The sequence below is a fragment of the Sphingomonas sp. Leaf34 genome (genome assembly GCF_001421805.1).
Classification (GTDB): domain Bacteria; phylum Pseudomonadota; class Alphaproteobacteria; order Sphingomonadales; family Sphingomonadaceae; genus Sphingomonas.
This window is the reverse complement of the sequence record NZ_LMLC01000001.1, coordinates 618,868-643,704: the sequence shown is the minus strand read 5'-3', so window position 1 is coordinate 643,704 and position 24,837 is coordinate 618,868. Positions and strand designations below refer to the sequence as shown.

The window sequence follows — 24,837 nt, the reverse complement described above, 5'->3', positions numbered from 1 at the left end:
TTTGGGTGTTTTATGCGATCCAGATCGGAGCGTCGGGATATGCGCTCTGGCGCGGCGGTGCGCCGGAGCGATTGACCGGACTGGCGCTGCTGATCGCAGCCGTGTCGACCGGGTTGCTCCAGCGCGACTTTCCTTCGCTGTTCTCGGGGGTGGAAGTCGGCGTGATGGTCGTCGATGTGCTGCTGCTCCTGGCGATGATCGGTATCACGCTGCGTGCCGATCGGTTCTGGCCAGCCTGGATCACCGCGCTGCATGCGCTGGGGTCCGGAGCACATCTTGCCAAGGCGATCAGCCCCGAGGTGATCCGGCTTGTCTACGCGGTGCTCGCCGCGGCCTGGAGCTATCCCATCGTCCTGGTGCTGGTGATCGGTACGATGCGGCACTCGCAACGGATCCGGACGCGTGGCTGGGATCTCGACTGGAGCCGGCAGGATCCCACGTTCGGATAACCTTCATTCTGAAAGGTGCTCATGACCTACGTCCTTGCCCTGGCGCCGCTGCTGACGCCGCTCGCCACCCTGATCGCCGCACCCGCGCGCAAGACCAAGGACTGTGCGTTCGCCCCGGTCTTACCCCAGGCCCAGCTCGCGCAGATAGCAAAGCGCCTTTACGAGGTGCGCCAGATGCGCGCCGACATTCTGGGCGATGCGCTGTTTTCCGAGCCAGCCTGGGATATCCTGCTCGATCTGTTCATCTCGGAGCACGAGGAACGTCAGCTCAGCGTTTCCGCGGTTTGCATCGGTGCACGGTCGCCATCGGCCACCGCGCTCCGCTATCTGTCGATGCTGCAGGACGCCGGCCTGGTCGACCGCACGCGCGACGAGCGCGATGGCCGACGGTCGCACGTCCGGCTGACCACGCAAGGGCGGCGGCGGATGGCAATGCTGTTGGGGCGGCTCGTAACGCCATAATCGCGAGCTTTGGCTCTGGATATAAATGGAGCGGGTAACGGGAATCGAACCCGTGTATTCAGCTTGGAAGGCTGCTGTACTACCATTGTACTATACCCGCCCGATGTGCCGGAGCGAGCGAAGGAACTAGCGTCGCCGCGCGCTCGGCGCAAGCGCCCGTGTGACCGCATCCGAACATGCTTCATGGCTTCATTACCATTTTACGCTAGGCCTCGGGCATGGATCATGACCCAGCGATTGCCGTTTCCGCCACGCCCGATCCCCGACCGAAATCCGCGGTCAGCCATGGGGCGGGGCTGGCGGGGCTGGTCGGCGTGCTGGTCTGGATCGGGCTGGCACGGCATTACGGGATGGACGGGCCCTATTCGGCGCTGACCAACGTCGCCGCGTGCGGCCTGCCGATGATTCTCTGGTCGCTGCTCGTCGACAAGGTCCATCTGAGCTCGACCACCGGCATCGACTGGTCGGCGCGCAAGCCATGGCGCGAGACGCTCGACCCGAGCCTGACCAAGCTGGCCGGTTTATGGGCGACATGGGCGGCGATTGCGGTGATCTATGGCGCCGGGCGGTTCTATTGGCAGGGCAATTTCGCGTTTGCGATGTGGTGCTTTACCAACGCGGCGCCGATCCTGTTCGTCGTGTCGATCCCCTATGTCCTCTGGATCGACCGCTATCTGGTCGATCCGCGCGACGGCGCCTGGCATCTCGGTGCCTGGATGACCGGGCAGGCTGGGGTGGAGCCCGAGGCGATTTACGGACACCTGCGCGCCTGGGGGGTGAAGACGTTCTTCCTCGCGTTCATGCTGGCGATCGTGCCGCCGGGGTTCGGCGATTTCGTCCGCGGCGATGTCGCGACCGTGCTCCACGATCCGGTCGCGCTGTCGAGCTGGCTGGTGACGTTGATGTTCCTGATCGACGTGGCGTTCGCGACGGTGGGGTATCTGCTGACGTTCCGCCCGCTCGATTCGCACATCCGCAGCGCCAACCCGTTCGCGGCGGCGTGGCTGCCCGCGCTGATGTGCTATCCGCCGTTCATCCTGATGACCCCCGGCGGTCCGCTCGATTATCATCCCGGCACGTCGGACTGGGCCTATTGGTTTCAGGGCCATCCGATCCTGCTCGCGCTGATCGGCGCGATCCTGGTCGGGCTGACCGCGATCTACGCCTGGGCGACGATGGCATTCGGCTTCCGGTTCTCGAACCTCACCAACCGCGGCATCCTCACGCACGGCCCCTATGCGGTGTCGCGCCATCCGGCCTATCTGTCGAAGAACCTGTTCTGGTGGCTGTCGACGATCCCCGTGCTCACGCTCGGCAGCATGGTCGACGCGACTCGCGCCACGCTGTTGATGGCGGCGGTGAGCGGCGTCTATTACTGGCGCGCCAAGACCGAGGAGCGCCATCTGAAGCTCGATCCCGCCTATCGCGCCTATGACGACTGGATGGCGCGCAACGGCCTCGTCCCGCGGCTGTTCGCCAAGCTGCGCGGCTGAGGCGGGATCGGCGTCGTCAGAAGCTGGCTTCGTCGTACACCTTCGAGACGTCGCCGTTCCAGGCGCCGTGATAGCGGTCGAGCAGCACTTCTGCCGGCACCTTGCCGCTCCGCACGATCTCGCGCAGCGGATCGAGGAAGCCGGTCTCGTTGTCGCCCGCCCGGTTGAACCGTGCGCGCGCCGACAGCCCTGCGCCGGCGATGTCGAGCACCTGACCCGCGATGTCGCGCAGCGTGCCGCCGCCCGCGATCGGCGCGTTCAGGCCGAGCTTCGGCACGCCGTCACGCAGGCTCTGGCGCTCGTCGAGCGTCCAGTCCTTGACCAGATCCCATGCGGCATCGAGCGCACCCTGGTCGTACAGCAACCCGACCCACAAGGCCGGCAGCGCGCAGATCCGGTTCCAAGGGCCCCCATCCGCGCCACGCATCTCGAGGAAGGTCTTCAACCGCACCTCGGGGAACGCGGTCGACAGGTGATCGGTCCAGTCGTCGAGCGTCGGCTTCTCGCCCGGCAGCACCGACAATTCGCCCTTGAGGAAATCGCGGAACGACAGCCCGGCGGCGTCGATATACCTGCCCTCTCGGTAGACGAAATACATCGGCACATCGAGCGCGTACTCGGCATAGCGCTCATAGCCGAAGCCATCCTCGAATACGAACGGCAGCATGCCGGTGCGATGCGGATCGGTGTCCGACCAGATATGGCTGCGATACGACAGCATGCCGTTGGGCTTGCCCTCGGTGAACGGCGAATTCGCGAACAGCGCGGTCGCGAGCGGCTGGAGCGCCAACCCGACGCGGAACTTCTTCACCATGTCCGCCTCGGACGCATAATCCAGGTTCACCTGGATCGTGCAGGTCCGCAGCATCATGTCGAGCCCCATGCTGCCGACGCGCGGCATGTGCCGCAGCATGATCGCATAGCGCCCCTTGGGCATCGTCGGCAGTTCGGCGCGCGTCTTGTCCGGCCACATGCCGAGCCCCAGGAACCCGATGCCGAGCTTCTCGCCCGCGGCCTTCACCTGCTCGAGGTGACGCCCGGTCTCGGCGCAGGTCTCGTGCAGATTGTCGAGCGGCGCGCCCGACAGCTCGAACTGACCCGCGGGCTCCAGGCTGATGCTGCCGTCCGCGCCCGACATCGCGATGGCGTTCTGCGTACCATCGGGGCCGCCCTCCAGGACCGGCGTCCAGCCATATTGCTCCAGCTCGCCGAGCAGCGCGCGGATGCCGCCCGCCTCGTCATAGGACGGCGCGTGATGGTCGCTATTCGCATAGACGAACTTTTCGTGCTCGGTGCCGATCCGCCATGCGTCCTTGGGCTTTTCGCCGCTGGCGAAGCTGGCGATCAACTGGTCGCGCGACTCGATCGTCGGGCTGGTCTTTTTCGGAGCGGGTATCGTCGTCATTGTCGCGCCTTACGCGGCGATGAACGAGCCCGCTAGGGGGGATTCGGACCAATCGGTAGGTATTGCGCCCCGGTTCTGTTATCGGCGCCAGTCGCCCGCCGCCGCCATCCACAGCGCGACGGCCGCACCCGCTGCGGTTTCCGCCCGCAGGATACGTGGCCCAAGCCCGACCCCGACGGCCTGCGGGTGCGCGCGGATCGCCTCGCGTTCGTCGGTATCGAAGCCGCCCTCCGGCCCGATCAGGATCGCCGCCGGCCCCGGCCGCGCGCGCATCGCCTCCAGCGCGGGCACGCCGCCGGTCTCGTCGGCGAAGAACAGCGCGCGGTTCTCGGGCCAGTCGCGCAGCAGCGCCGCAAGCTTCACCGGCTCGGTCACCTCGGGCAGCGCGGTGCGCCCGCATTGCTCGGCCGCCTCGATCATCTGCGTCCGCAGCCGCTCGGTATTGGGCTTGTCGACGATCGTCCGCCGCGTGACGACGGGTTGCAGCCGTGCGACGCCGAGCTCGCACGCCTTCTCCGCCATCCAGTCGACGCGGCCCTTCTTCAGCGGCGCGGCGCACAGCCACAGGTCGGGCACGTCTTCACGCGGGCGCAGCAGCGCGGTGACGTCGAGCACCAGATCGCGCTTGCCGACGCTCGACGCGACTCCGACCCACTCGCCGGTCCGGTCGTCGAACAGCTTCACCGGATCGCCGATCTTCATCCGCATCACCCCGACGAGATAATGCGCCGCCGGCCCATCGACGTGAAGCGGACCGATCGCGAGCGGCGTATCGACGAAGAGGCGCGGCGTGGACTGCGGCGGCCAGGCTGGAGTTGCGGGCATGGCAGTGCCCTAGCAAATCTTCAACGGCACGGGGAGGGGCGGCAGTGGGTACGCTCGCGGTGCAAAAGCGCGGCCCCAATTCTCCCCCGCCAGGGGGAGGTGGCTGGCCCTTGCCAGACGGAGGGGGAGGAAGGGGAGAACCGCTGTTCCGTATCCGGCCCCTCCGTCGCCTCCGGCGCCACCTCCCCCTGGCGGGGGAGGATCAAGAGCGGCGATTGTCGGGCGCGAGGAGTGGGCAGGGCAGATGGACGAGGCGGCCAGGGCCGGTCGCCACCGTCCGCCGCGCGATCCCATGGTTCCCGGCAAGCGCGGTTCACCCCCAAACTCCGTCATCCTGACGAAAGTCAGGATCCAGAGCCATGAGCGCGCCGTCCGTTACTCTGGGTCCTGACTTTCGTCAGGATGACGGTCTAGTTGTAAGCGGATCCTACTCTAGATCAGCCAATTGGCGGACGGCACGTAATGATCGGCCATCAGGGATAGGCCCTCAGCGGCCTTATCCACCAAGAGCGGCAACTCAGCGCTTCCGACGCGCCCACATCTTCCGCGCGACCACCCAAGCCACTACCGCCACGACGACGCCAAGGATCAGCACCCCCGCAACCGCGCCGGCGACGCGGAAGATCCCCCAGAACAACGCCTCGACGAAGCGGCCGACCGCGACCGACAGGCCGATCATGCAAGGGGCTCGAAACACGTCACGCGCCACCGGTACCCGGCAAAGGCTTGCGCGCCAAACGCCCTCTTCCTACGCCTCCGCCATGCAGACCCAGCCCGCGCCCATGGAAATCGTCCCCGACAGCGAACACCGAGGGCTGGTCGGACGCCTCCCGCCAACGCTCCGCGGCCTCGCGTTGCTCGCGCGCTTCGATCGGCCGATCGGCTGGTGGCTGCTGTTCTGGCCCGGCGCCTGGGGCGTCGCGCTCGCCGGCGGCGCGGTGCAGCGCTGGGACCTCATCCTCTGGCTCCTCCTCGGCAGCATCGCGATGCGCGGCGCAGGCTGTGTGTTCAACGACATCGTCGACCGCGACCTCGACGCGCAGGTCGCGCGCACGCGGGCCCGCCCGATCCCGAGCGGTCTCGTGTCGATCAAGCTCGCCTGGGTCTGGCTCGTCGTGCTATGCTTGGTCGGGTTCGCCGTCCTGCGGCAACTCACCTTCTTCGCCGCGATCGTCGCGCTCGCCAGCCTCGCCCCCGTCGCCGCCTATCCGTTCATGAAGCGCATCACCTGGTGGCCGCAGGCCTGGCTCGGGATCGTCTTCTCCTGGGCGTTGCTGGTCGGCTGGAGCGACATCGCAGGGTCGCTCGATACGCCGATGTGGCTGCTCTACGCGGGCGCGATCGCCTGGGTGATCGGCTACGACACGATCTACGCGCTGCAGGACCGCGAGGACGATGCGATGATCGGCATCCGCTCGTCGGCGCTCCGCATGGGGACCCATGTGAAGGCCGGCGTCGGGATCTTCTACATCGCCGCCGTCGCGTTCTGGGCCGCAGCGTTCTGGGCCGTCCGTCCCGATCCGCTCGCGATCGCCGCGCTCGTCCCCGTCGCGCTCCACCTCGGCTGGCAGGTCGTCACGCTCAAACCCGATACGCAGGAGGGGGCAGGCACAGCCGCACTCGCGCGTTTCCGCGCGAACCGGTTCGCCGGACTGCTCATGTTCCTCGCCTGCGTGGTTGTCGGCACGACGCTGCATCCTTAAGTCGCTGATATGCTGACTCCAGACCAAGCCCGCGACCGCGCCCACGACATCGTCCAGCGCGCCAAGGCGGCGGGCGCCGACGCCGCCGATGCGGTCTTCGCCGCCGATGCCGCGCTCGACGTGTCGATCCGCCTCGGCAAGCTCGAGGATATCGGCCGCTCCGAAAGCGAGGATCTCGGCCTGCGCGTGTTCGTCGGCCAGCGCTCCGCCAGCGTCTCCACCTCCGACCTGTCGACCGCGGCGATGGACGCGCTCGTCGAACGCGCAGTCGCGATGGCGCGCGAGGCACCCGAGGATCCCTGGGCCGGCCTCGCCCCCGCCGACCGCCTGCTCCACGGCATCACCCCCATGCTCGGCCTCGACGACGGCGGCGACGTCAACCCAGAGCAGCTCCGCGATGCGGCGCTCGAAGCCGAAGACGCCGCCCGCGCCGTCCCCGGCGTCTCGAACAGCGAAGGCGGCGGCGCGAGCGCGTCGCGCAGCGTCTGGGCGCTCGCCACCAGCCACGGGTTCGCCGGCGCCTATGCCGCGACCGGCTACGGCGTGTCGGCCAGCGTGCTCGCCGGCGAAGGCAGCAGCATGCAACGCGATTACGCGCACAGCAGCGCTCGGCTCCGCGCGCATCTCGAAGACCCCGAAGCGATCGGCCGCCGTGCGGGCGAACAGGCCGTCGCCCGCCTCAACCCCGGTCGCCTCGTCAGCGGTCCGACCACGATCGTCTACGACCGCCGTGTCGGTGGGTCGCTGGTCGGTCACATGCTCGGCGCGATCTCGGGCCAGGCGATCACGCGCAAGACCAGCTTCCTGCTCGATTCGCTCGGCAGCCAGGTGTTCGCGTACGGCATAACGATCCGCGACGATCCGCACCGCCCGCACGGCCTGCGCTCGCGTCCGTTTGATGGCGAGGGCCTGCCCGTCTCGCCGAGCGAGATCATCGAGAACGGCATGCTCGAACGCTGGCTGCTCGATTCGGCCTCGGCGCGCCAGCTCGGCCTCGAACCGACCGGCCACGCCGCGCGCGGCATCGGCGGCGGCCCCGGCGTGTCGACCAGCAACGTGTTCATGGAGCCGGGCCACGTTCCGCTCGAAACGCTGATCGCCGACATCGAATCGGGCGTCTACGTCACCGAACTGATGGGCGGCGGCGCGAATGGCGTGACCGGCGACTATAGCCGCGGCGCGGCTGGTTTCCGGATCGAGAACGGCCAGATCACCACGCCCGTCGCGGAGTTCACGATCGCCGGCAACGTGAAGGATATGTTCCTCGCGATGACGCCCGCGAACGACCTCGAATTCCGCTACGGCGTCAACGTACCGACCTTGCGCGTGGAGGGCATGACGGTGGCGAGTGGCTGAGCGCTATCGCGGCCCGCCGCGCTCGCCCGAATGGCTCCGCGCGATGGCCGACGCGGTCGCGGGGATCGCGCAGGAGGCGGGCGCGATGGCGCTCGACCGGTTCGACACCGACTTCCAGCGCTGGGAGAAGACGCCTGGCAGCCCGGTTTGCGAACTCGACATCGCGATCGACCGGATGCTCAAGGCGCGCCTCGCGACGCTGCTCCCTGAGGCGGGGTGGCTCTCCGAGGAAACCGCCGACAACGCCGACCGGCTCGCGCACGACTTGCTCTGGGTGGTCGACCCGATCGACGGCACCCGCGACTATATCCGCGCGCGGCCCGGCTGGTGTGTCTCGATCGCGCTGGTCGACCGCGGCCGCCCGGTGATCGGCATCCTCGAAGCGCCATCGCGCGACGAACGCTGGCACGCGGTCGCAGGGCAGGGCGCCACCCGCAACGGCGTGCGCCTCCAGACCGGCACCCGCACCGACTTCCCCGGCAGCCGGACACCCACAGACGCGCTCCCCAAGGCCGACCGCGACCTCGTCATGGTCCACAAACCCAACTCGATCGCGCTCCGCATCGCCATGGTCGCCGCCGACGAAGCCGACCTCGTCGCCACGCTGCGCTGGGGCAATGAATGGGACATCGCCGCCGCGGTCCTGGTCGCGAGCGAGGCGGGCGCGGCCGTCAGCGATGCGCTCGGCGCGCCGCTGGTGTTCAACAAGCCACGGCCACAGGCGTTCGGCGTGTTGACCTCGACACCCGGCATACACAAGGCAGCGGTAGACCGTCTGGGTAGTCGCGCCCATAATTTACTGACGTGAACGGCGGCTTAGGCAGCATTTGGTTCTATACGAACACGGCTGAATAAAGTCGAGAACTCGGCCTGCATTGACGCGACTTGACTATCAGGCGCGTTACGACACTATCGCTCGGACGATATTGGAGATGACGCCATGCTTTGGATTGCTTTCGCCGCGACGGCCGCAATTGCCGGCCCTCCCGGGCTACCCGCATACGGTGTCGATGCGCCGCGCATCAACGTACTCGACCAGGTGATCTATGCGCCAACGGGCGAAACCGTTGCCGCCGACAACGGACATCGGGCGCGGCTGATTGCGCTCCGTCAGGAAGGGCTTGCGCAACAGGCCGAGGATGGCGGCACGTTGACCCCTGCACATCGTGACGAACTGCAGCGCAAGTTAGAGAGGATCCAGTTGCGGTTCGCCGAGCTACGCCGACGCGCAGACGCTTACGCGGTCGATGGCAACGGTCATGCACGCTATTCCGCCGCAACGCGGCCGGGCGTCGTTCTTCCCCCCAGTCTGCGCCTCACAAGCGCATCGAAATCGGCACGGCTTTTTTGAAGCCTGACGTGTCAGGGGCGATCAAACCCTGACACGCGTTTGCCCTTCGTCCGGCTGGTCAGGTGGAAATGTAGGCACCGGTCGCAGCGATAGACCCTGAGCGGCACGCGTCCGGCCCGGGCCACCAACAGCGCGTCGGTTTCGGACACGAAGCGCGCCTTGCGGCGACACACGCTGAGCCGAGTGCGCGTCACTGGTCAGTCCTTGTACTTCAACTCCAAGAACCGCCCGCGGGTCGACAGGTTGTCGAGGTCGCTTTGTGCGAGGCGCGCGGTCATTTCGCCGATTTCCTGTTCGATCAGCTTCAGCCCGTCGACCAGTTCCGCGTCCGGCGTGCGACCGTTGCGCGGAGTCGTGCGCAGCGACGCCGGCACTTTCTCGTAATCCTTGACGAACGCGGGCAATTGTTCGCCGATCAGTTTCCGGATGTCGACCGCCTCTTGCGTATTGGCGTCGAGCGTCGCGAGTTGCGGCGTCAGCGTTTCGAGGCGCAGGCCGATCCGGTCGACCAATGTCATCGCCGGCGCGGGGAGGGCGGGGCGCTGCGCCTCCAGCCATCGTTCGGTCTGCGCGGGCAGCGTGCGGATGTCGACCGCGGCGAGCCGCTCTGGAGTCGGCGCGCGCTCTGCCGGCCACACCGCGAACAATACTGTCGCCGCCACCAGCAACGCCATCACCAGCATCGCGCCACCAATCCCGAGCGGCACGATCCAGCCGATCACCATCGCCGCGATCAGGATCGCGACGTCGGCGATCGCGATCCGCGTCAGCCGCTTGCCGATCGCCTGAGTCTGGCGCGACCGGACGCGCGACGGCCCGCGCGGAATGAGGGCGCTCGTCCGGTCGTCCGAAATGCGCGACCAGGAGGCGCGGGCGCTGGCAATGGCGTCGTCGACTTCGCTCACGGCGGTTACATCGCCTCCAGCTTGAACGCGCTCGGCGACGGGCCGCCGAGCTGGCCCTGCGTGGCCCCCTCGGCCCGCGCGATATACCCGCGCGACTTGTCGACCTCGTTCGACAGCGCGCCGACCGTCGTCTTCATGCTGTCGAGCGCCTTCAGCTTGAACACGTCGATCGCATCCATCGTATCGTAGATGTTCTGGAACGCGCGTTGCAGCGTCTCGAGCGGGATCGTCGCCGACGCCGCCTGCTCATGGATCTGCGCGGTCTGCGATTTCAGCAGCTTGCCGGTCGAATCAATGATGTTCGCGGTGGTCGTGTTAAGCGCTGTGATCTGCTCCAGCACCAACTTCTGGTTGGTCAGCGCCTGCGCGACCGTCACCGCGGTGCGCAGCGCGGACACGGTCGTGGTCGAGGCGCGATCGACGCCCTTCACCAACTCGACATTGTTCTTCTTGACCAGATCGAGCGCGAGATAGCCCTGCACCGTCACCGCCATCTGCGTCAGCAGGTCCTGCGTGCGCTGGCGCGTATAGAACAGCGCCGTCTCGCGGATCGCCTTGGCCTTGGCCGGATCGCTATGGTCGAGCTCGTTCGCGACGTCCTCGAGCTTCGCGTCCATCGTCTTCGACAAATGGATCATCTGTTCGAGCCGCCCCATCGCGGCCCAAAGGTTCGCGCGCTCGGTATCGATCGCGGCATTGTCCATCAGCAGCTCGTCCTTGCCCGACGACAGGCTCTTGAGGATCTGCGCGATGTGCGTCTGCGACGATTTATAGCCGTCGAAATAATTGCGCATCTTGCCACCGAACGGGATGATCCCGAACAGCTTCTGCGGCGCGGTGAGATTGCCCTTCTTGCCCGGATCGAGATCCTCGACGACGCGGCGCAGCTCGGCCAGATCCTTGCCGACGCCCGTTTCCTGATCCATCGCCCTTACCGGGCGGTCGAGGAACCGGTTCGACTGGCCCGCCGCCTCGCGGATTTCCTTCGCCCCCATCGCGGTGATCGCATCGACGCGCTTGCCGAACTCGGGGCTGTTGACGTCCTGCGCGACGAGATCGGTGACGAACCCCGATACGCGCTCGTCGAGCTGCGACTTCACGCCCGCATCGACGGGTACCAGCCCGGCGGCCTTGGCGGCGGCGACGGTCGGCACCGGATCGGGCGGCGTCAGTACCAGGCTCGGCTCAGTCAGCGTTTCCGGGGTCGTGGCCATCAAGTGTCTCCGTTCGGTAGCGCATGGTGGCTGCAACCCGCGCCGCGTTCAAGTGGCGTATATAGATAATACACCCGGCTTGCCAACTCCTGCGTGGCACTGAGGGGAACCGGGAGGGGGTGTCGGCGGCTTTGTCCCCACATTCCAGGAGACACAGCATGCGAGCCATCGGCTACACCCAATCGCTCCCGATCGACGATCCGCAGTCGCTCGTCGATCTCGACCTGCCCAAGCCGGAGGCGACCGGCCGCGACCTGCTCGTCGCAGTGAAGGCGGTGTCGGTGAACCCGGTCGACACCAAGATCCGCCAGCGCCGCGCGGATCCCGACGGCACGCCGCAGGTGCTCGGCTGGGACGCGGCCGGGACCGTCGTCGCGCTCGGCGATGCGGTGACGGGGTTCGCGGTCGGCGATGCCGTCTTCTATGCAGGCGCGATCGACCGGCCGGGCACGAACGCCGAATATCACGTCGTCGACGACCGCATCGTCGGGCACAAGCCGCAGTCGCTCGACTGGGCGCAGGCGGCGGCGATGCCGCTGACCTCGATCACCGCATGGGAAACGCTGTTCGATCGGCTCGACGTGCGCAAGCCGGTGCCCGGTGCGGCGAACGCGATCCTGATCATCGGCGGCGCGGGGGGAGTCGGCTCGATCGCGATCCAGCTCGCGCGGCAGCTGACCGACCTGACCGTGATCGCCACCGCCTCGCGCGACGAAACGCGCAGCTGGGTCGAGGATCTCGGCGCGCATCACGTGATCGATCACCGCAAGCCGCTCGCCGACCAGGTCGCGGCGCTCGGGCTCGGCGTGCCGGGCTTCGTCTTCTCGACGACGCATACCGACGAGCATGTCGCCGAGATCGCGACGCTGATCGCACCGCAGGGCCGGCTCGCGCTAATCGACGATCCCGAGACGCTCGATATCAGCCCGCTCAAGCAGAAGTCGATCTCGATCCATTGGGAGCTGATGTACACGCGCTCGCTGTTCCAGACCGCGGACATGGCCGAACAGGGCCGCATCCTCGACGAGGTCGCGCGGCTGGTCGACGCGGGGACGGTGCGAACGACGCTGGCGGAGAATTTCGGCCGGATCGACGCGGCGAACCTGCGCAAGGCGCATGCACGGATCGAGAGCCACACCGCCAAGGGGAAGATCGTGCTCGAGGGGTTCTGAGTTCTCGCGGAGCCATCTCTCCCGCGTCTTACCACCCCGGCGAAGGCCGGGGCCCAATTGGGGAACAGCGGTAACGGATGGCAGCCCGTCATCATTGCCACCTCTCCACCTGGGCCCCGGCCTCCGCCGGGGTGGGGCGTAAGTGGGCTTGCCGATCGCCACTACCTCACGATCCTCCCCCGCAAGGGGGAGGTGGCAGGCGCAGCCTGACGGAGGGGGCGGTAAGCGACTACGCCTGTTGCGTGTCCTCCCCCTCCGTCACCTTCGGCGACACCTCCCCCTTGCGGGGGAGGACCGTGATATCCGCTCTGGCGCTCTCGCCAGCACGCTATACGCTGCCCGTCATGCTCCGCCCGCTGATCCTCGCGCTCGCCCTCCTTCCCGCGGCCGCCGCGAATCGCCCGCCGCCCGCCGACCCGCTCACCGCGACGATCCACACCGAAGACGCCGACCGCTTCGCCGCGCTCTTCGCGAGGACCAAGGGCAAGCCGACCGCCACACAACTTAAACGCGACTATCTCGACAAGGGCAGCGTCGCGATCGGCGTCTTCACCCCCGGCCGGATCGGCGACGCCGACACGCTCGCGCGCGCGATCGCCGCCAACCCCACCCGTTATGCGCAGGCGATCAAGACCTGCCTCCCCGCCGCCAAGGCCGCCACCGCCGATCTCCGATCGATCTATCTCGGTCTCCACGGCGCGCTCCCCGACGCGAAACTCCCGCAAGTCTATATCGTCTTCGGCGCGGGCAATTCCGGTGGCACAGCGGGCCCCGGCGCCCAGGTGCTCGGCCTCGAAGTCCTCTGCCGCATCTCCCCGACGCCCGAGAAACTGCGCCAGACGCTGCGCCATTTCTTCGCGCACGAGACGGTGCACGCGATCCAGGAGGATGCCGGCATGACGCTCGCCCGCGATCCCCTGCTCACCGCGATTCTCGTCGAGGGCGCGGCGGACTTCATCGCGCAGCTCGTCACCGGCGAGGAACCCGACGCCGCCCGCGCCGCCTGGGCCGCACCCCGCGAGGCAGACCTCTGGCGCCAGATGCAGACCGACATCGCGCTCACCCGTAGCCTCACCGACAAGGACGACCCGGACGAGGGCTCGCCCGAAGCCAAGGCCTATGCCCGGTGGATCGGCAACTACTCCACGCCGCCCGCGGGCTGGCCGCCCGAGCTCGGCTATTGGATGGGGCTGCGGATCTGGCAGCGTTATTATGCCGCCGCGCCCGACAAGCACGCCGCGCTCAGGGCGATGCTGGCGGTGCGCGATCCGCGTGCCATTCTCGCCGCCGGAGCCTATAGGCGTCGACCCCCGTCATCCTGACGAAAGTCAGGACCCTGGGTAACAAACGCTGCCGTCCATGGCCCTGGGTCCTGACTTTCGTCAGGAGGACGGCAGGGGTGGTGAGGCCCCGAACCCGCCCGGTCTTCCCGCGGCGCAACAATTACGCTATGGCGCGCGCCAACCCCGTTCCTCGTTTCAAGAGAATACATTCATGAGCCTCCGCAACGTGGCGATCATTGCGCACGTCGATCACGGCAAGACGACGCTGGTCGACCAGCTCTTCCGCCAGTCCGGCACCTTCCGCGACAACCAGCGCGTCGAAGAGCGCGCAATGGATTCGAACGACCTCGAAAAGGAGCGTGGGATCACCATTCTCGCCAAGCCGACCTCGGTCGACTGGATGCCCCCGGGCGAGAGCGAGAGCATCCGCATTAACATCGTCGACACGCCCGGCCACGCCGATTTCGGCGGCGAAGTCGAGCGCATCCTGTCGATGGTCGACGGCGTCGTCCTGCTGGTCGATTCGTCGGAAGGCGCGATGCCGCAGACCAAGTTCGTCACCGGCAAGGCGCTGGCCCTCGGCCTCAAGCCGATCGTCGTCGTCAACAAGGTCGACCGTAACGACGCGCGCATCCAGGAAGTGCTCGACGAAGTGTTCGATCTGTTCGTGTCGCTCGACGCGAATGACGACCAGCTCGATTTCCCCGTGCTCTACGCATCGGGCCGCAACGGCTATGCCTCGACCGACATGGACGCGCGCGAAGGCACGCTGATCCCGATGTTCGAGACGATCGTGAAGCACGTGCCGCCTCCGGCCGTGGAAGTCGCTGGCGTGCCGTTCACCTTCCTCGTCACGCTGCTCGACCGCGATCCGTTCCTCGGTCGCGTCCTCACCGGTCGCGTCAATTCGGGTACCGTGAAGACCAACCAGGCGATCCACGCGCTCGATAACGACGGCAAGATCATCGAGACGGGTCGTGCGTCCAAGATCATGTCGTTCCGTGGCCTCGACCGCGTGCCGGTCGACGAAGCCAAGGCCGGCGACATCATCTCGCTCGCAGGGCTTTCGGTTGCGACCGTCGCCGACACGATCGCCGACATCACGGTGACCGAGCCGCTGCACGCGCAGCCGATCGATCCCCCCACGCTGTCGATGCGTTTTGCCGTGAACGATTCGCCGATGGCGGGCCGCGAGGGCACCAAGGTGACGTCGCGCATGATCCGCGAGCGCCTGTTCCGCGAAGCCGAGTCGAACGTCGCCGTGAAGGTGACCGAGGCAGCCGACAAGGACAGCTTCGAAGTCGCCGGCCGCGGCGAGCTTCAGCTGGGCGTGCTGATCGAGACGATGCGCCGCGAAGGCTTCGAGCTCGGCATCTCGCGTCCGCGCGTGCTGTTCGGCGAGGACGAGGACGGCAAGAAGACCGAGCCGTACGAGACCGTCATCATCGACGTCGACGAGGAGCATTCGGGCACCGTCGTCGAGAAGATGAACATCCGTAAGGCCGAGATGACCGACATGCGTCCGTCGACCGGCGGCAAGACCCGCATCACCTTCTCGGCGCCGTCGCGCGGGATGATCGGCTATCACGGTGAATTCCTGTCCGACACGCGCGGCACGGGGATCATGAACCGGCTGTTCGAGAAGTACGGTCCGCACAAGGGCCAGATCGAAGGCCGCAAGAACGGCGTGCTGATCTCGAACGGGTCGGGCGAAGCGAACAACTACGCACTGGGTCCGCTCGAAGAGCGCGGCATCCTGTTCGTGGGTCACGGCGAGGCGCTCTATGAGGGCATGATCGTCGGCGAGAACGCCAAGCCGGACGACCTCGAGGTCAACCCGATGAAGACCAAGGCGCTGACCAACTTCCGCGCCTCGGGCGGCAAGGACGACCAGGTCCGCCTGTCCCCGCCGAAGCGTGCGACGCTGGAGCAGGCGATCGCGTATATCGACGACGACGAGATGGTCGAAGTCACGCCGAAGTCGATCCGTCTGCGCAAGCGCTTCCTCGATGCGAACGAGCGCAAGCGGGCGAGCCGCGCTAAGCAAAGCGCGTAAGCCCGGCACGGCGAAGCCGGCCAGGCTTACAAGCTCGGCCGGCCTCGCTAAAGCGAGGTCCGACGACGCGGCTTCGCCGCGGCGCGCTCCGTGAAACGAGAAAGAGGCCGGGGGGAAACCTCCGGCCTCTTTTTTTCGACACGAAAGACCGAAGGTCGCGCCACTACGCCCGAAGCCCCGAGGCGTCAGCACCCGATCCGGTTTAGTAACCTAACTCTGCCCCTCCCCGGCGAAGGCCGGGGTCCAGGTGGAAAGGTCGCAGTAACGGAGCGCCGCCCTTCGTTGGCGACGTCGCCCAACTGGACCCCGGCCTGCGCCGGGGAATGGCTGCCTTGTGGATATGATTGCGCGCGCACAATCGTCTCGCACCGGGAGAGGAAGACGCCGCAGGCGGTAAAAGGTGAGGGCAGGGTACGGCGAGCGCGTATACCCCATCCCCTCAAGCCGCAGTAATCCGCCCGCCGCGTTCCAGCATCTCGCCACTCGTCACGATCACCCGATCCCCAAGCTTCACCTGCCCGAAGATCAGCTTGGCAAACGCGGTCGGCACGCCGACGCAGCCATGCGTCGCATATTTCCCGTCCATCAGCGCGCTGCCATGGATCGAGACACCGTCGTTGGTCAGCCGCAGCATGTAGGGCATCGGCGCGCCGTACAGGTTCGACACGTGATGCGCGTCCTTCTGCGTGATCGTGAACACGCCCAGCGGCGTCGGCTTCTCGTCCGCGCCATAGATCACCGCCGCCGTCCCGATCTCATAGCCTGCGCGAAAGATCGACAAGGTCTGCGCGACGAGGTCGACGGTGATCACGATCGGCCCCTCGGGCACGCCCTCGGTATCCCAGTAATAGGCGCCGTGGCGCAGCGGCTCGGGCACATCCAGCACGCGCTTGACGACATAGCCGTCGGCAGGGGCGGCGGCGACGACCGGCGCAGGCTTCGGCGGCAGCGCGCGCACCGGTGCCGCGACCTGCGCCTTGGCGGCGCGTATCGGCGCCTCCGCGGCGCGCACCGTCACCGGCGACCCCGACAAGGCCAGTCCGCCGATCAGTACCGCACTGCCCGCCAGAACGGCAAAGGCGATCGCTCGCATCGTCATGGTCCTGCGCATCCCGCCTCCCTACCCCAAATTCGTAAACGAAGCCCAGCGCCGCAGCTATACCGTGGGTTAACAGCCCGTTCCGACCCGGTTCAGGCCGAATCGCCCAAAGCCTGAAACACGGTCGGACACTTATGCGTTTGTCCCAAGCGGACCGGGCGTAACTAGTAACGGAGTTCGAAAAGATGAACGGGTTTTTGAAGAAGGCAGGCTTGGGCGTCGCGCTCGCGGCAACGGCGCTGACAGCGGCAGTACCGGCGGATGCACAGCGCTGGGGTCGCGGTTATGGCCGTGGCTATGGCGGCGGCTGGCACGGCCATCGTGGCGGTGGCAACGCAGCCGGTGCGGCGGTGCTGGGCGGTATCCTTGGCCTCGGCGTCGGCGCGGCGATCGCCAGCAGCAGCAACCGCAACCGCTATTATGATCGCGGCTATTACAATGGCGGCTATTACGCCCCGCCGGCGGTGAACTATTACGCGCCGCCCGTGCGGACCTATTACCGAGAGGACTATCGTCCGCGGTGCTGGAACGAGTGGCGGGTCGATCCCTATTACGGCGATCGCGTCGCGGTACAGGTCTGTAGCTGACCCCCTGCAGAGCGAAAGACCGGCGTCGGGAGCAATCCCGGCGCCGCTTTTTTGTGGCGCGTCCCCGCCGGTTGCCGCTAGACGCGCGACCATGACCGACACGCCCAACACGCCCGAGACCGACACCCCGACCACCGCAGCGGGCGACACGCCCCCGGATCGTCTGTCGATCAATCACCGCAGCCCGTTCTTCAAGCAGGACCTGCTCGAGCGCGGCATCGGCATCCGCTTCAAGGACGGCATCCGCCACGACGTCGAGGAATATTGCATCTCGGAAGGCTGGATCCGGGTCGCGCTCGGCAAGAAGGTCGATCGCAACGGCAACCCGCTGACGCTGAAGCTGGTCGGCCCGGTCGAGGCTTGGTTCGAGCGCCCCGCGGCAAGCGACGCCGACGAGGGCTGAGCCCGAAGCGTTCGGCGCTTAGCCCCCGAACTACCTGTTTCCCCGCGAAGGCGGGGACCCAGTCTGGTCTCCCGCCTTCGCGGGAGACCACCCGCGCGCGGACAGCATCTGAAATATGGCGGCCGCCCGCCCAGATCCGTCACCCCAGCGAAAGCTGGGGTATCCCCGTTGGCTGGCGTCGCGACTCGAACCGGGAGATCCCAGCGTTCGCTGGGATGACGGTTGGGGTTAGGCGAAACCTAGCCCGTCATCCTGGGCTCGACCCAGGATCCGGAGTTACGCGCGCCATCGTCCGTAACTCTGGTCCTGACGTTCGTCAGGATGACGGAGGGAAGTTTACGCCGCCACGCCCTCCAGCGCCTCACTCGCCTCGAGCCACTTCGCCTCGCTCGCCTCCAGCTTGGCATTCACCTCGGCACGACGCTTGCTGAGGTCGCCCATCGACATCCGCGAGAAGCGCGGCTCCGCAGTCGCCGGATCAACCATCGCGCGATCGATCGCGTTGCGCTCCTTGGTGAACTTGGCGGTCTGCTCCTCGACCTCGCGCAGCGTCTTGCGCAGCGCCGCGTCGTTGCTCTTGGCCTCCGCCGCGGCCTTCTTGCCCGCCTTCTTGTCGGCCTTCGACGCCGCATCGCCCTTGCCGCCATCGCCCTTCAGGACGAACGCGATGTAATCGTCGAGGCTGCCGTCGAATTCCTTCGCCGTCCCGTCGTCGACCAGCACCAGCCGGTCGGCGGTCAGCTCGAGCATGTGGCGATCATGGCTGACCAGCACGACGGCGCCGGTATAGGCGTTGAGCGCCTGCACCAGCGCCTCGCGCGCATCGACGTCGAGATGGTTGGTCGGCTCATCGAGGATCAGCAGATGCGGCGCATCGCGCGTGATCAGCGCCAAGGCTAGCCTTGCGCGCTCGCCACCTGACAGCTTGCCGACCCGCGTCGTCGCCTTGTCGCCCGAGAAGCCGAACCGCCCAAGCTGCGCGCGCACGGCGGCCGGCGTCGCGCCCTTCATCAGGTGCGACATATGCTCGATCGGCGAATCGGTCGGATCGAGTTCCTCGACCTGATACTGGGTGAAATACCCCACCTTCATCTTGCCCGACGACGCCATCTCGCCATCCATCGGCGTCAGCTGCGCCGCGAGCAGCCGCGCGAGCGTGGTCTTGCCGTTGCCGTTGCGCCCGAGCAGCGCGACGCGGTCGTCGGGATCGAGCCGCATATTGAGCCGCTTCAGGATCGGCACGTCGGCATAGCCCACCGTCGCCATGTCGAGCGTGATGAGCGGCGGGCGCAGCTCGGTCGGATTGGGGAAGCCGAACGACAGCGTCGGATCGTTATAGCTCTCGGCGATCGGCTGCATCTTCGACAGCATCTTCTGGCGCGACTGCGCCTGCTTCGCGGTCGAGGCGCGTGCGCTGTTCTTGGCGATATATTCCTGCAGCTTCTCGCGCTGCACCGCCTGGTTGGCGCGCGCCGCCTCGATCTGGGCCAAACGCTCGGCGCGCTGGCGCTCGAACGCGTCATAGCCGCCGGGATACAGCGTGATCTTGCCGCCCTGCAGATGCAGGATGTGATCGACGACGTTGTTGAGGAAATCGCGCTCGTGGCTGACGACCACGATCGTCGCCTTGTAGCCCTTGAGGAAGTCCTCGAGCCACATCACCGCTTCGAGATCGAGATGGTTCGACGGCTCGTCGAGCAGCAGCAGGTCCGGCTGCGAGAACAGCAGAGCGGCGAGCGCCACGCGCATCTTCCAGCCACCCGAGAAGCTGTCGAGCGTCCGCGCCTGCATGTCCTCGTCGAAGCCGAGGCCGAGCAGGATCTGCGCGGCGCGTGCGGGTGCGGTGTAGGCGTCGATCGCGATCAGTCGCTCGTACACGTCGCCCAGCCGGTCGGGATCCTCGCTCGTCTCGCTCTCGATCATCAGCGCGGCGCGCTCGAGATCGGCTTCGAGCACGGTTTCGAACGGCGTCTTCACGCCGTGCGGCGCTTCCTGCGCGAGATAGCCGATGCGCGCGCCCTTGGGCATGTCGGCCGAGCCGTCATCGGGTTCGAGCTGGCCTGCAATCACGCGCACCATCGTCGACTTGCCCGCGCCGTTGCGCCCGATCAGCCCGACGCGGCTGCCCGGCGGCAACGCGGCCGTGGCGCCATCGAGGATAACGCGTCCGCCCAGGCGCACCGTGATGTTGTTCAGGTTCAGCATGCGCGTGCCGTTAGCAGATGCAGCATGGTTTTGCGAGAGTGGGGAAGGGGCCGCGTTCGCGCGCGATTCCCCAGTCCGATGCCGTCTCGATCCTCCCCCGCCAGGGGGAGGTGGCGCCGAAGGCGACGGAGGGGGAGGACACGCAACAGCCGTTATCGCTAACCTCCCCCTCCGTCTGGCAAGTGCCAGCCACCTCCCCCTAGCGGGGGAGGATCAGGTCACTGACCCAGCCTCCGAGCACCACCCCGGCGAAGGCCGGGGCCCAAATGGAGAGGTCGTCGTAACGGAGCACCGCCCGCCGTTAGCGACGTTTCCCAATTGGGCCCCGGCCTTCGCCGGGGGGGCGGCTTTTGGAGAGGCTAGCTTTCGTCCGAGACGACCGCGTCCAAACCCTCGCCACCGCCAAGCGTCGGAGACGCCCGCCCGCCGACATGAACCCGAACGCCCGACACCAACCGGGTCTGCACGTCCCTCGCGCTTGCCATCGTCGACACCGAGCGGGTCACCCCCCGGTGAACCGTCACGCCGTGCACCGCATCCGCCGGCGCCGCGGCCACGCTTGCGACCGCATCCACGTCCGAGACGTCGTCCCGATTGCCGTAATGCACCGAAACCCCGGCAATCTGCGCCGCAACCGCCGTCACGCCGCTACCGGTGGTACTCCCACCACCGCGCCACGCCGGCTCCACCCCGGCATAGGCCTGCCGAAACGTCAGCGCCCGCTCCAGCGCGCCCTGCCAGCGATAGAAGACATGCGCCCCGACCGTCGTGATCCGCGCGAGACTGGAGGCCCACCATGGCAGGATGCTCGTGGTATGAAACGACGTCGCCGCCCCGACCGGCGCGTACACGCTCCCGCCAAGTGCCGCCGTCGCGACCCCCTGCGCGCGCTCCCAGGCGCCCGGTTCGCGCGCCCGCGCCATCGACCCGTCACAGGTGAAGCTGAACTGGCACCCCGTCCGCCGCTCCGCACCCTGATAGACGACGCCGCACACGCTGTTCGGAAAGGCTCGGTCGCGCACGCGGTTGAGCACGACCTGCGCAACGGCGCGCTGGCCCTCTTCCGACTGCGACCGCGCTTCGTAATAGACCGCTGCGGTCAGGCAGTCGGCCGCCCGACCCGCATCGTCCACAGAGCGCGCGGTGAGAAAGGGCGGGGCGACGAACGGGGCTGCGGCGGCGAGTGGCGCATCGGGCGCCGTCGTCGCGATCTTCGCCGAGATGTCGTCGGGCACATGCAACGCCATCCGCCCCAGCAACGCGCGCGCGTTGCGCTCGGGCTGGACACGCGCGATCGCCGCAGGCCGGTCGGCCGGCACGCACGACGTCGCCATCACCAACGCGGGCAGGCTGATCAGCGCATGCGGATAAAGGCCGAAACCCGACATCTTCATCCGCCCGCTCTACGCGCGCGGGTTTAGGGACTGGTTAACGAGGGCGCCCCCGGAGGAGAGCACATCCCCCGTCATCCCGACGAAAGTCGGGACCTCGATCGGCAAGGACGGACTGGGTAGGGGGGCGCCTTCAAGCCCACCGCCGCCAACCCCTCCGCCTCCGTCATCCTGACGGAAGTCAGCAAGCAGAGTAACGGGCGTTGCCCTCAATGGCTCTGGATCCTGACTTTCGTCAGGATGACGGGAAGTGGGGCAGAGGCACGCGCTCGGCCGCAAGCCTCAGTGGACGAACCGCGCCACCACGTCGCGATACGACCGCGACACCTTCACGCTTGCCCCCGAATTGAGCACCAGGAAGCATTCACCATTGGTGTGCGGCTTCACCTGCTTCACCAGGTCCAGGTTCACGATCGTCGAGCGATGCACGCGCTGGAACCGGCGCGGGTCGAGCCGCTTCTCCAGGTCCTTCATCGTCTCGCGCAGGATCAGCGTGTTGTCGCCGGTATAGATGCACATGTAATCGCCGGCCGCATCGATCCGCTCGATCGTGTCGACGTCGACGCGGAAGATCTGGCCGCGATCCTTGATGTTGATGAGCTTCTCGAACCGGTTGGCCGATACCGCGTCGCCGTCCGGCATGTCGGCCGCCGCATCCGGCGCCACGTCGGCGAGCACTTCGCGCAACCGGTCGACTTCCTCGACGCCGCGCTTTTCGCTCAGGCGCTGGCGCACGCGCTCGATCGTGTCGGCGAGCCGCGATTCCTCGACCGGCTTCATCAGGTAATCGACCGCCTGCGCCTCGAACGCGCGCAAGGCGTGATCCGAATAGGCGGTGACGAACACGAACAAAGGCGGTTCGACCTCCATCAAACCCTGCACGACGGAGAAGCCGTCGAACCCCGGCATCTGGATATCGAGGAAGACGAGGTCGGGCTTGTGCGTCTTGATCGCACGAATCGCCTCGCGGCCGTTCGAGCATTTTTCGATGATCTCGACGTCTTCATGCGCCTGGAGGCGGAGCTCGAGCCCCTGGATCGCCAGCGGTTCGTCGTCGACGAGAATGGTACGGATGGTCATGCGGCCTCTCTGTTCACGTCTTCAAGCTGATACGGAATCTCGATCTCGACCGAGAAGCCGCCAGCGGGCGTGGAGCGGGTTTCGAAACGGTGGTCGGGGCCATATGCCTGAGCCAACCTGTCTCTAATATTAGCGAGCCCCACGCCTGTCGAATGGCTTGACCCGATCCGGCCCTCGATCAAGCCCGGACCGGTATCGGATACGGCGATCTGCACGCGTTCCCCGGCGAGCCGCACTTCGACATGGATATCGGCGCCCTCTTCCTGCGGCGTGACGGCATATTTGATCGCGTTCTCGACCAGCGGCTGCAGCAGCAGCGAGGGCAGGCGGGCGCGTTCGGCGCGCGGATCGATGTCGAATTTGGGGCGCATCCGGTCTTCGAAGCGCATCTTCTCGATCTCGAGATACAGCTTCAGCTGATCGACCTCCTGCGCGACGGTGACGTGCGCGGTCGGCTCGTTCGCCAATGTATAGCGCAGGAACGACGACAACCGGCTGAGCATCGCGTTCGCCCGCTCGGTCTGCTTGAGCAGCACCAGCGTCGAGATCGAGTTCAGCGTGTTGAACAGGAAATGCGGGTTGAGCTGATAGCGCAGCATCGCCAGCTGCGCCGACGACGCCTGGTTCTCCAGATGCTCCATCTGGTCGATCTGCTGCTCGACGATCAGGTAGAAGTTGATCCCGAAATACAGCGCCGACCAGCCGAACAGCACGGTGAAGGTCACGTACACCGATCCCAGCAGCCGGGTGAGCGTCACCCCCGGCGTCGACGTCGCGATGAACGAGAAGGTGAACGCATCGAGCACCGCGTACAGGAACGTGGCCGCGGCCAGCGTCGCGATCGTCAGGAAGATCCCGACCAGCCGGTTCATCCGCCGATACTGACCGTACATCGTCGAGAGCAGCAGCGTGATGCAATAGCCAACGATCGCCTCGACGATCACCGGGATCACCCCGTCGAGCGACAGCCCGTTCGAGATCGACACGACGCCGCGCAGCAACAGATAGCCACTCCAGCCGACCGCCTGCAGGATCCAGAACGCCCGCGCCTTGTTCTCGAAGAACGGCCGCGCGGTGAAAGGCAGGCGCCGAGCCGAATTGAGGGCGGAGGAGCCGGGGGGCGGGGCAGGAGAAATAGCCATCGGCCTGCGCTCTTACACGTGGCGCAAGGCATGCGCAAAACAGGGGTGGTTCGTCCGATCTTAACATGGTGCGGGCTATGTCCGGATGATGCATCCGATACCTACCACCACCGAAACCGCGCCGCTGCGATCGTCTGCGGCATCCTCTGTCGCGGGCGGGCACCGGGTCGGGCTGGACCTGTTGCGGGGTGTAGCCGCGGTCTTCGTCATGCTTCACCATGCGGAATTCTTCTACGGGTTGGCCGGGTTCTGGGCGCACGGCTATATCGCCGTCGATTTTTTCTTCCTGCTGAGCGGTTTCGTCCTGGCGATCCGTTACGAGGGCGCGATGCGTGAGGGGCTGCGCGCGAGGACGTTCCTGGCGCTGCGGATCCGGCGTCTATGGCCGACGATGGCGATGGGGATCGTGCTGGGGGCGGCGGTGTGCTGGCTGGACGGCGTGCCGATCACCGCGCTGGCGGTGCAGACGCTCGTGCAGCTCTGTTTCATGCCGGTGTTCGCGGGCCGGTTTCAGGTGTTCCCGCTGAACGGCGTGCAATGGTCGCTGCTGGTCGAGTTCGTCGCCAATGCAGTACATGCGACTTTGCTGTACCGACTGACCACGCGCGTCTGCGCCGCGTTATTGCTGCCGACGGCCGCCGGGCTCTTTCTGCTGGTGTACCGCGAGCACAGTCTGGCGATCGGTGATGTCGGGCATACCTGGTATGCGGGGTTCGTGCGGGTCGCCTTCTCGTATCTCTGCGGCATAGTTCTCGGCCGGTGGTGGCAATCCCGCGCTGTTGGCGCGTCCAGCCTTGCTGCTCCGGAGCGCCGGTCGCTGGCTGGCCGATGGCGTTCAACCGTGTCGCTGGTCGCCTTGCCACTGGTGCTGTGGCTGGGTGCGAGCTCGATCGGGAGCCTGCGCTATTTCGATCCGGTGATCGTGACGCTCGTCTTTCCGCCACTGGTCTGGCTGGCCGCACATGCCACTCTGTCGCCTGCGCTCACGCAGGTGGCCGGGCGTCTGGGGGCGATCTCCTATCCGCTCTACGCGCTGCACCTGCCGCTGATCCGGGCGGGCGAGATGGTCGGCGAGGGAAGGTCGAGTGTGGTGCTGGCGGCCATTCGTCTCGTGACGCTGGCCGTAGCGGTCGTCGCGGCATGGCAGTGGGCGGTCTGGACCGAGCGTCGCGCCCGCGCGGCCGCAAATGCCCCTTCCGCATCCAAAACAGGCCATCTGGCCCAAGCCTAACCGAGCATCGCAGCGAAAGCATAGC

Annotated in this window: 24 protein-coding genes and 1 tRNA gene; 13 read left to right on the top strand and 12 right to left on the bottom strand. The window is 66.9% G+C overall.

Annotation, left to right across the window (positions count from 1 at the left end):
- Positions 1-5: 5 nt before the first annotated feature.
- Positions 6-449, top strand: coding sequence for a hypothetical protein (locus ASF00_RS02935; protein WP_055873856.1), 444 nt, complete (start codon positions 6-8; stop codon positions 447-449).
- 21 nt (positions 450-470) lie between these two features.
- Positions 471-911 carry a winged helix DNA-binding protein gene (locus ASF00_RS02930; RefSeq protein WP_082463181.1) on the top strand — a complete coding sequence of 147 codons (441 nt, stop codon included), beginning with the start codon at positions 471-473 and terminating at the stop codon, positions 909-911.
- A 26-nt stretch (positions 912-937) separates the two neighbouring features.
- Here the strand turns inward: ASF00_RS02930 and ASF00_RS02925 are convergent.
- A tRNA-Gly gene (locus ASF00_RS02925) sits at positions 938-1,011 on the bottom strand.
- A 118-nt stretch (positions 1,012-1,129) separates the two neighbouring features.
- Here ASF00_RS02925 and ASF00_RS02920 point away from each other — a divergent pair.
- Complete coding sequence (locus ASF00_RS02920; protein WP_055873853.1) at positions 1,130-2,404, top strand: methyltransferase family protein; 1,275 nt, start codon at positions 1,130-1,132, stop codon at positions 2,402-2,404.
- A gap of 16 nt (positions 2,405-2,420) precedes the next feature.
- Here ASF00_RS02920 and ASF00_RS02915 read toward each other — a convergent pair whose 3' ends face one another.
- The 3 genes from ASF00_RS02915 to ASF00_RS18210 all read right to left on the bottom strand — a co-directional run bounded on the left by ASF00_RS02915 (position 2,421) and on the right by ASF00_RS18210 (position 5,331).
- Positions 2,421-3,809, bottom strand: coding sequence for a glutamate--cysteine ligase (locus ASF00_RS02915; RefSeq protein ID WP_055873850.1), 1,389 nt, complete (start codon positions 3,807-3,809; stop codon positions 2,421-2,423).
- Between the two features lie 78 nt (positions 3,810-3,887).
- Positions 3,888-4,634, bottom strand: coding sequence for a 16S rRNA (uracil(1498)-N(3))-methyltransferase (locus ASF00_RS02910; RefSeq protein ID WP_055873848.1), 747 nt, complete (start codon positions 4,632-4,634; stop codon positions 3,888-3,890).
- A gap of 517 nt (positions 4,635-5,151) precedes the next feature.
- Complete coding sequence (locus ASF00_RS18210) at positions 5,152-5,331, bottom strand: hypothetical protein (RefSeq protein ID WP_156348141.1); 180 nt, start codon at positions 5,329-5,331, stop codon at positions 5,152-5,154.
- Between the two features lie 64 nt (positions 5,332-5,395).
- Between ASF00_RS18210 and ubiA the strand changes: the two genes are divergently transcribed.
- From ubiA to ASF00_RS02890, 4 genes are all read left to right on the top strand, one after another.
- Positions 5,396-6,337 carry a 4-hydroxybenzoate octaprenyltransferase gene (gene ubiA, locus ASF00_RS02905; protein WP_055873845.1) on the top strand — a complete coding sequence of 314 codons (942 nt, stop codon included), beginning with the start codon at positions 5,396-5,398 and terminating at the stop codon, positions 6,335-6,337.
- A 9-nt stretch (positions 6,338-6,346) separates the two neighbouring features.
- The gene (locus ASF00_RS02900; RefSeq protein ID WP_055873841.1) at positions 6,347-7,693 is read left to right on the top strand and encodes a TldD/PmbA family protein; all 1,347 of its coding nucleotides are present in this window, start codon (positions 6,347-6,349) and stop codon (positions 7,691-7,693) included.
- 43 nt (positions 7,694-7,736) lie between these two features.
- Positions 7,737-8,501 (top strand): 3'(2'),5'-bisphosphate nucleotidase CysQ, encoded by a 765-nt coding sequence (locus tag ASF00_RS02895; protein WP_055875299.1) that lies wholly within the window; start codon positions 7,737-7,739, stop codon positions 8,499-8,501.
- Between the two features lie 132 nt (positions 8,502-8,633).
- On the top strand, positions 8,634-9,044 hold the full coding sequence (locus ASF00_RS02890; protein WP_055873838.1) for a hypothetical protein: 411 nt from the start codon (positions 8,634-8,636) through the stop codon (positions 9,042-9,044).
- 11 nt (positions 9,045-9,055) lie between these two features.
- Here the strand turns inward: ASF00_RS02890 and ASF00_RS17795 are convergent, their stop codons facing one another.
- The 3 genes from ASF00_RS17795 to ASF00_RS02880 are packed head-to-tail and all read right to left on the bottom strand — an operon-like array spanning position 9,056 to position 11,163.
- Positions 9,056-9,238 carry a hypothetical protein gene (locus tag ASF00_RS17795; protein WP_082463180.1) on the bottom strand — a complete coding sequence of 61 codons (183 nt, stop codon included), beginning with the start codon at positions 9,236-9,238 and terminating at the stop codon, positions 9,056-9,058.
- Positions 9,239-9,241: 3 nt separating this feature from the next.
- On the bottom strand, positions 9,242-9,949 hold the full coding sequence (locus ASF00_RS02885; RefSeq protein WP_055873835.1) for a hypothetical protein: 708 nt from the start codon (positions 9,947-9,949) through the stop codon (positions 9,242-9,244).
- A gap of 5 nt (positions 9,950-9,954) precedes the next feature.
- Positions 9,955-11,163: a toxic anion resistance protein gene (locus ASF00_RS02880; RefSeq protein ID WP_055873833.1), complete on the bottom strand. Its 1,209-nt coding sequence runs from the start codon at positions 11,161-11,163 to the stop codon at positions 9,955-9,957.
- 158 nt (positions 11,164-11,321) lie between these two features.
- Here ASF00_RS02880 and ASF00_RS02875 point away from each other — a divergent pair, with 158 nt between their 5' ends.
- From ASF00_RS02875 to typA, 3 genes are all read left to right on the top strand, one after another.
- Entirely contained in the window at positions 11,322-12,335 is a 1,014-nt protein-coding gene (locus ASF00_RS02875; RefSeq protein WP_055873830.1) for a zinc-binding alcohol dehydrogenase family protein, read from the top strand.
- Between the two features lie 296 nt (positions 12,336-12,631).
- Complete coding sequence (locus tag ASF00_RS02870; protein WP_235525577.1) at positions 12,632-13,657, top strand: hypothetical protein; 1,026 nt, start codon at positions 12,632-12,634, stop codon at positions 13,655-13,657.
- Positions 13,658-13,829: 172 nt separating this feature from the next.
- The gene (gene typA, locus ASF00_RS02865) at positions 13,830-15,674 is read left to right on the top strand and encodes a translational GTPase TypA (RefSeq protein ID WP_055873824.1); all 1,845 of its coding nucleotides are present in this window, start codon (positions 13,830-13,832) and stop codon (positions 15,672-15,674) included.
- Between the two features lie 439 nt (positions 15,675-16,113).
- On the opposite strand, the gene ASF00_RS02860 is transcribed toward typA, so the two are convergent.
- Positions 16,114-16,767 carry a L,D-transpeptidase family protein gene (locus tag ASF00_RS02860; protein WP_235525575.1) on the bottom strand — a complete coding sequence of 218 codons (654 nt, stop codon included), beginning with the start codon at positions 16,765-16,767 and terminating at the stop codon, positions 16,114-16,116.
- Between the two features lie 191 nt (positions 16,768-16,958).
- Between ASF00_RS02860 and ASF00_RS02855 the strand changes: the two genes are divergently transcribed.
- Both ASF00_RS02855 and ASF00_RS02850 read left to right on the top strand, forming a co-directional pair.
- A complete protein-coding gene (locus ASF00_RS02855; protein WP_055873821.1) occupies positions 16,959-17,360 on the top strand; it encodes a hypothetical protein in 402 nt (133 codons plus the stop codon).
- 91 nt (positions 17,361-17,451) lie between these two features.
- On the top strand, positions 17,452-17,763 hold the full coding sequence (locus tag ASF00_RS02850) for a DUF3297 family protein (RefSeq protein ID WP_055873818.1): 312 nt from the start codon (positions 17,452-17,454) through the stop codon (positions 17,761-17,763).
- Positions 17,764-18,099: 336 nt separating this feature from the next.
- On the opposite strand, the gene ASF00_RS02845 is transcribed toward ASF00_RS02850, so the two are convergent.
- The 4 genes from ASF00_RS02845 to ASF00_RS02825 form a co-directional block, all read right to left on the bottom strand.
- Positions 18,100-19,968, bottom strand: a complete 1,869-nt coding sequence (locus tag ASF00_RS02845; RefSeq protein ID WP_055873815.1) for an ABC-F family ATP-binding cassette domain-containing protein — start codon at positions 19,966-19,968, stop codon at positions 18,100-18,102.
- 359 nt (positions 19,969-20,327) lie between these two features.
- A complete protein-coding gene (locus ASF00_RS02835; protein ID WP_200910463.1) occupies positions 20,328-21,362 on the bottom strand; it encodes a cell wall hydrolase in 1,035 nt (344 codons plus the stop codon).
- Between the two features lie 279 nt (positions 21,363-21,641).
- A complete protein-coding gene (locus tag ASF00_RS02830; RefSeq protein ID WP_031393111.1) occupies positions 21,642-22,439 on the bottom strand; it encodes a LytR/AlgR family response regulator transcription factor in 798 nt (265 codons plus the stop codon).
- Entirely contained in the window at positions 22,436-23,581 is a 1,146-nt protein-coding gene (locus ASF00_RS02825; RefSeq protein WP_082463178.1) for a sensor histidine kinase, read from the bottom strand. Before ASF00_RS02825 ends, ASF00_RS02830 begins: the two co-directional genes overlap by 4 nt.
- Positions 23,582-23,669: 88 nt before the next feature.
- Here ASF00_RS02825 and ASF00_RS02820 point away from each other — a divergent pair, with 88 nt between their 5' ends.
- Positions 23,670-24,812, top strand: coding sequence for an acyltransferase family protein (locus tag ASF00_RS02820; protein ID WP_162233549.1), 1,143 nt, complete (start codon positions 23,670-23,672; stop codon positions 24,810-24,812).
- Positions 24,813-24,837 lie beyond the last annotated feature (25 nt).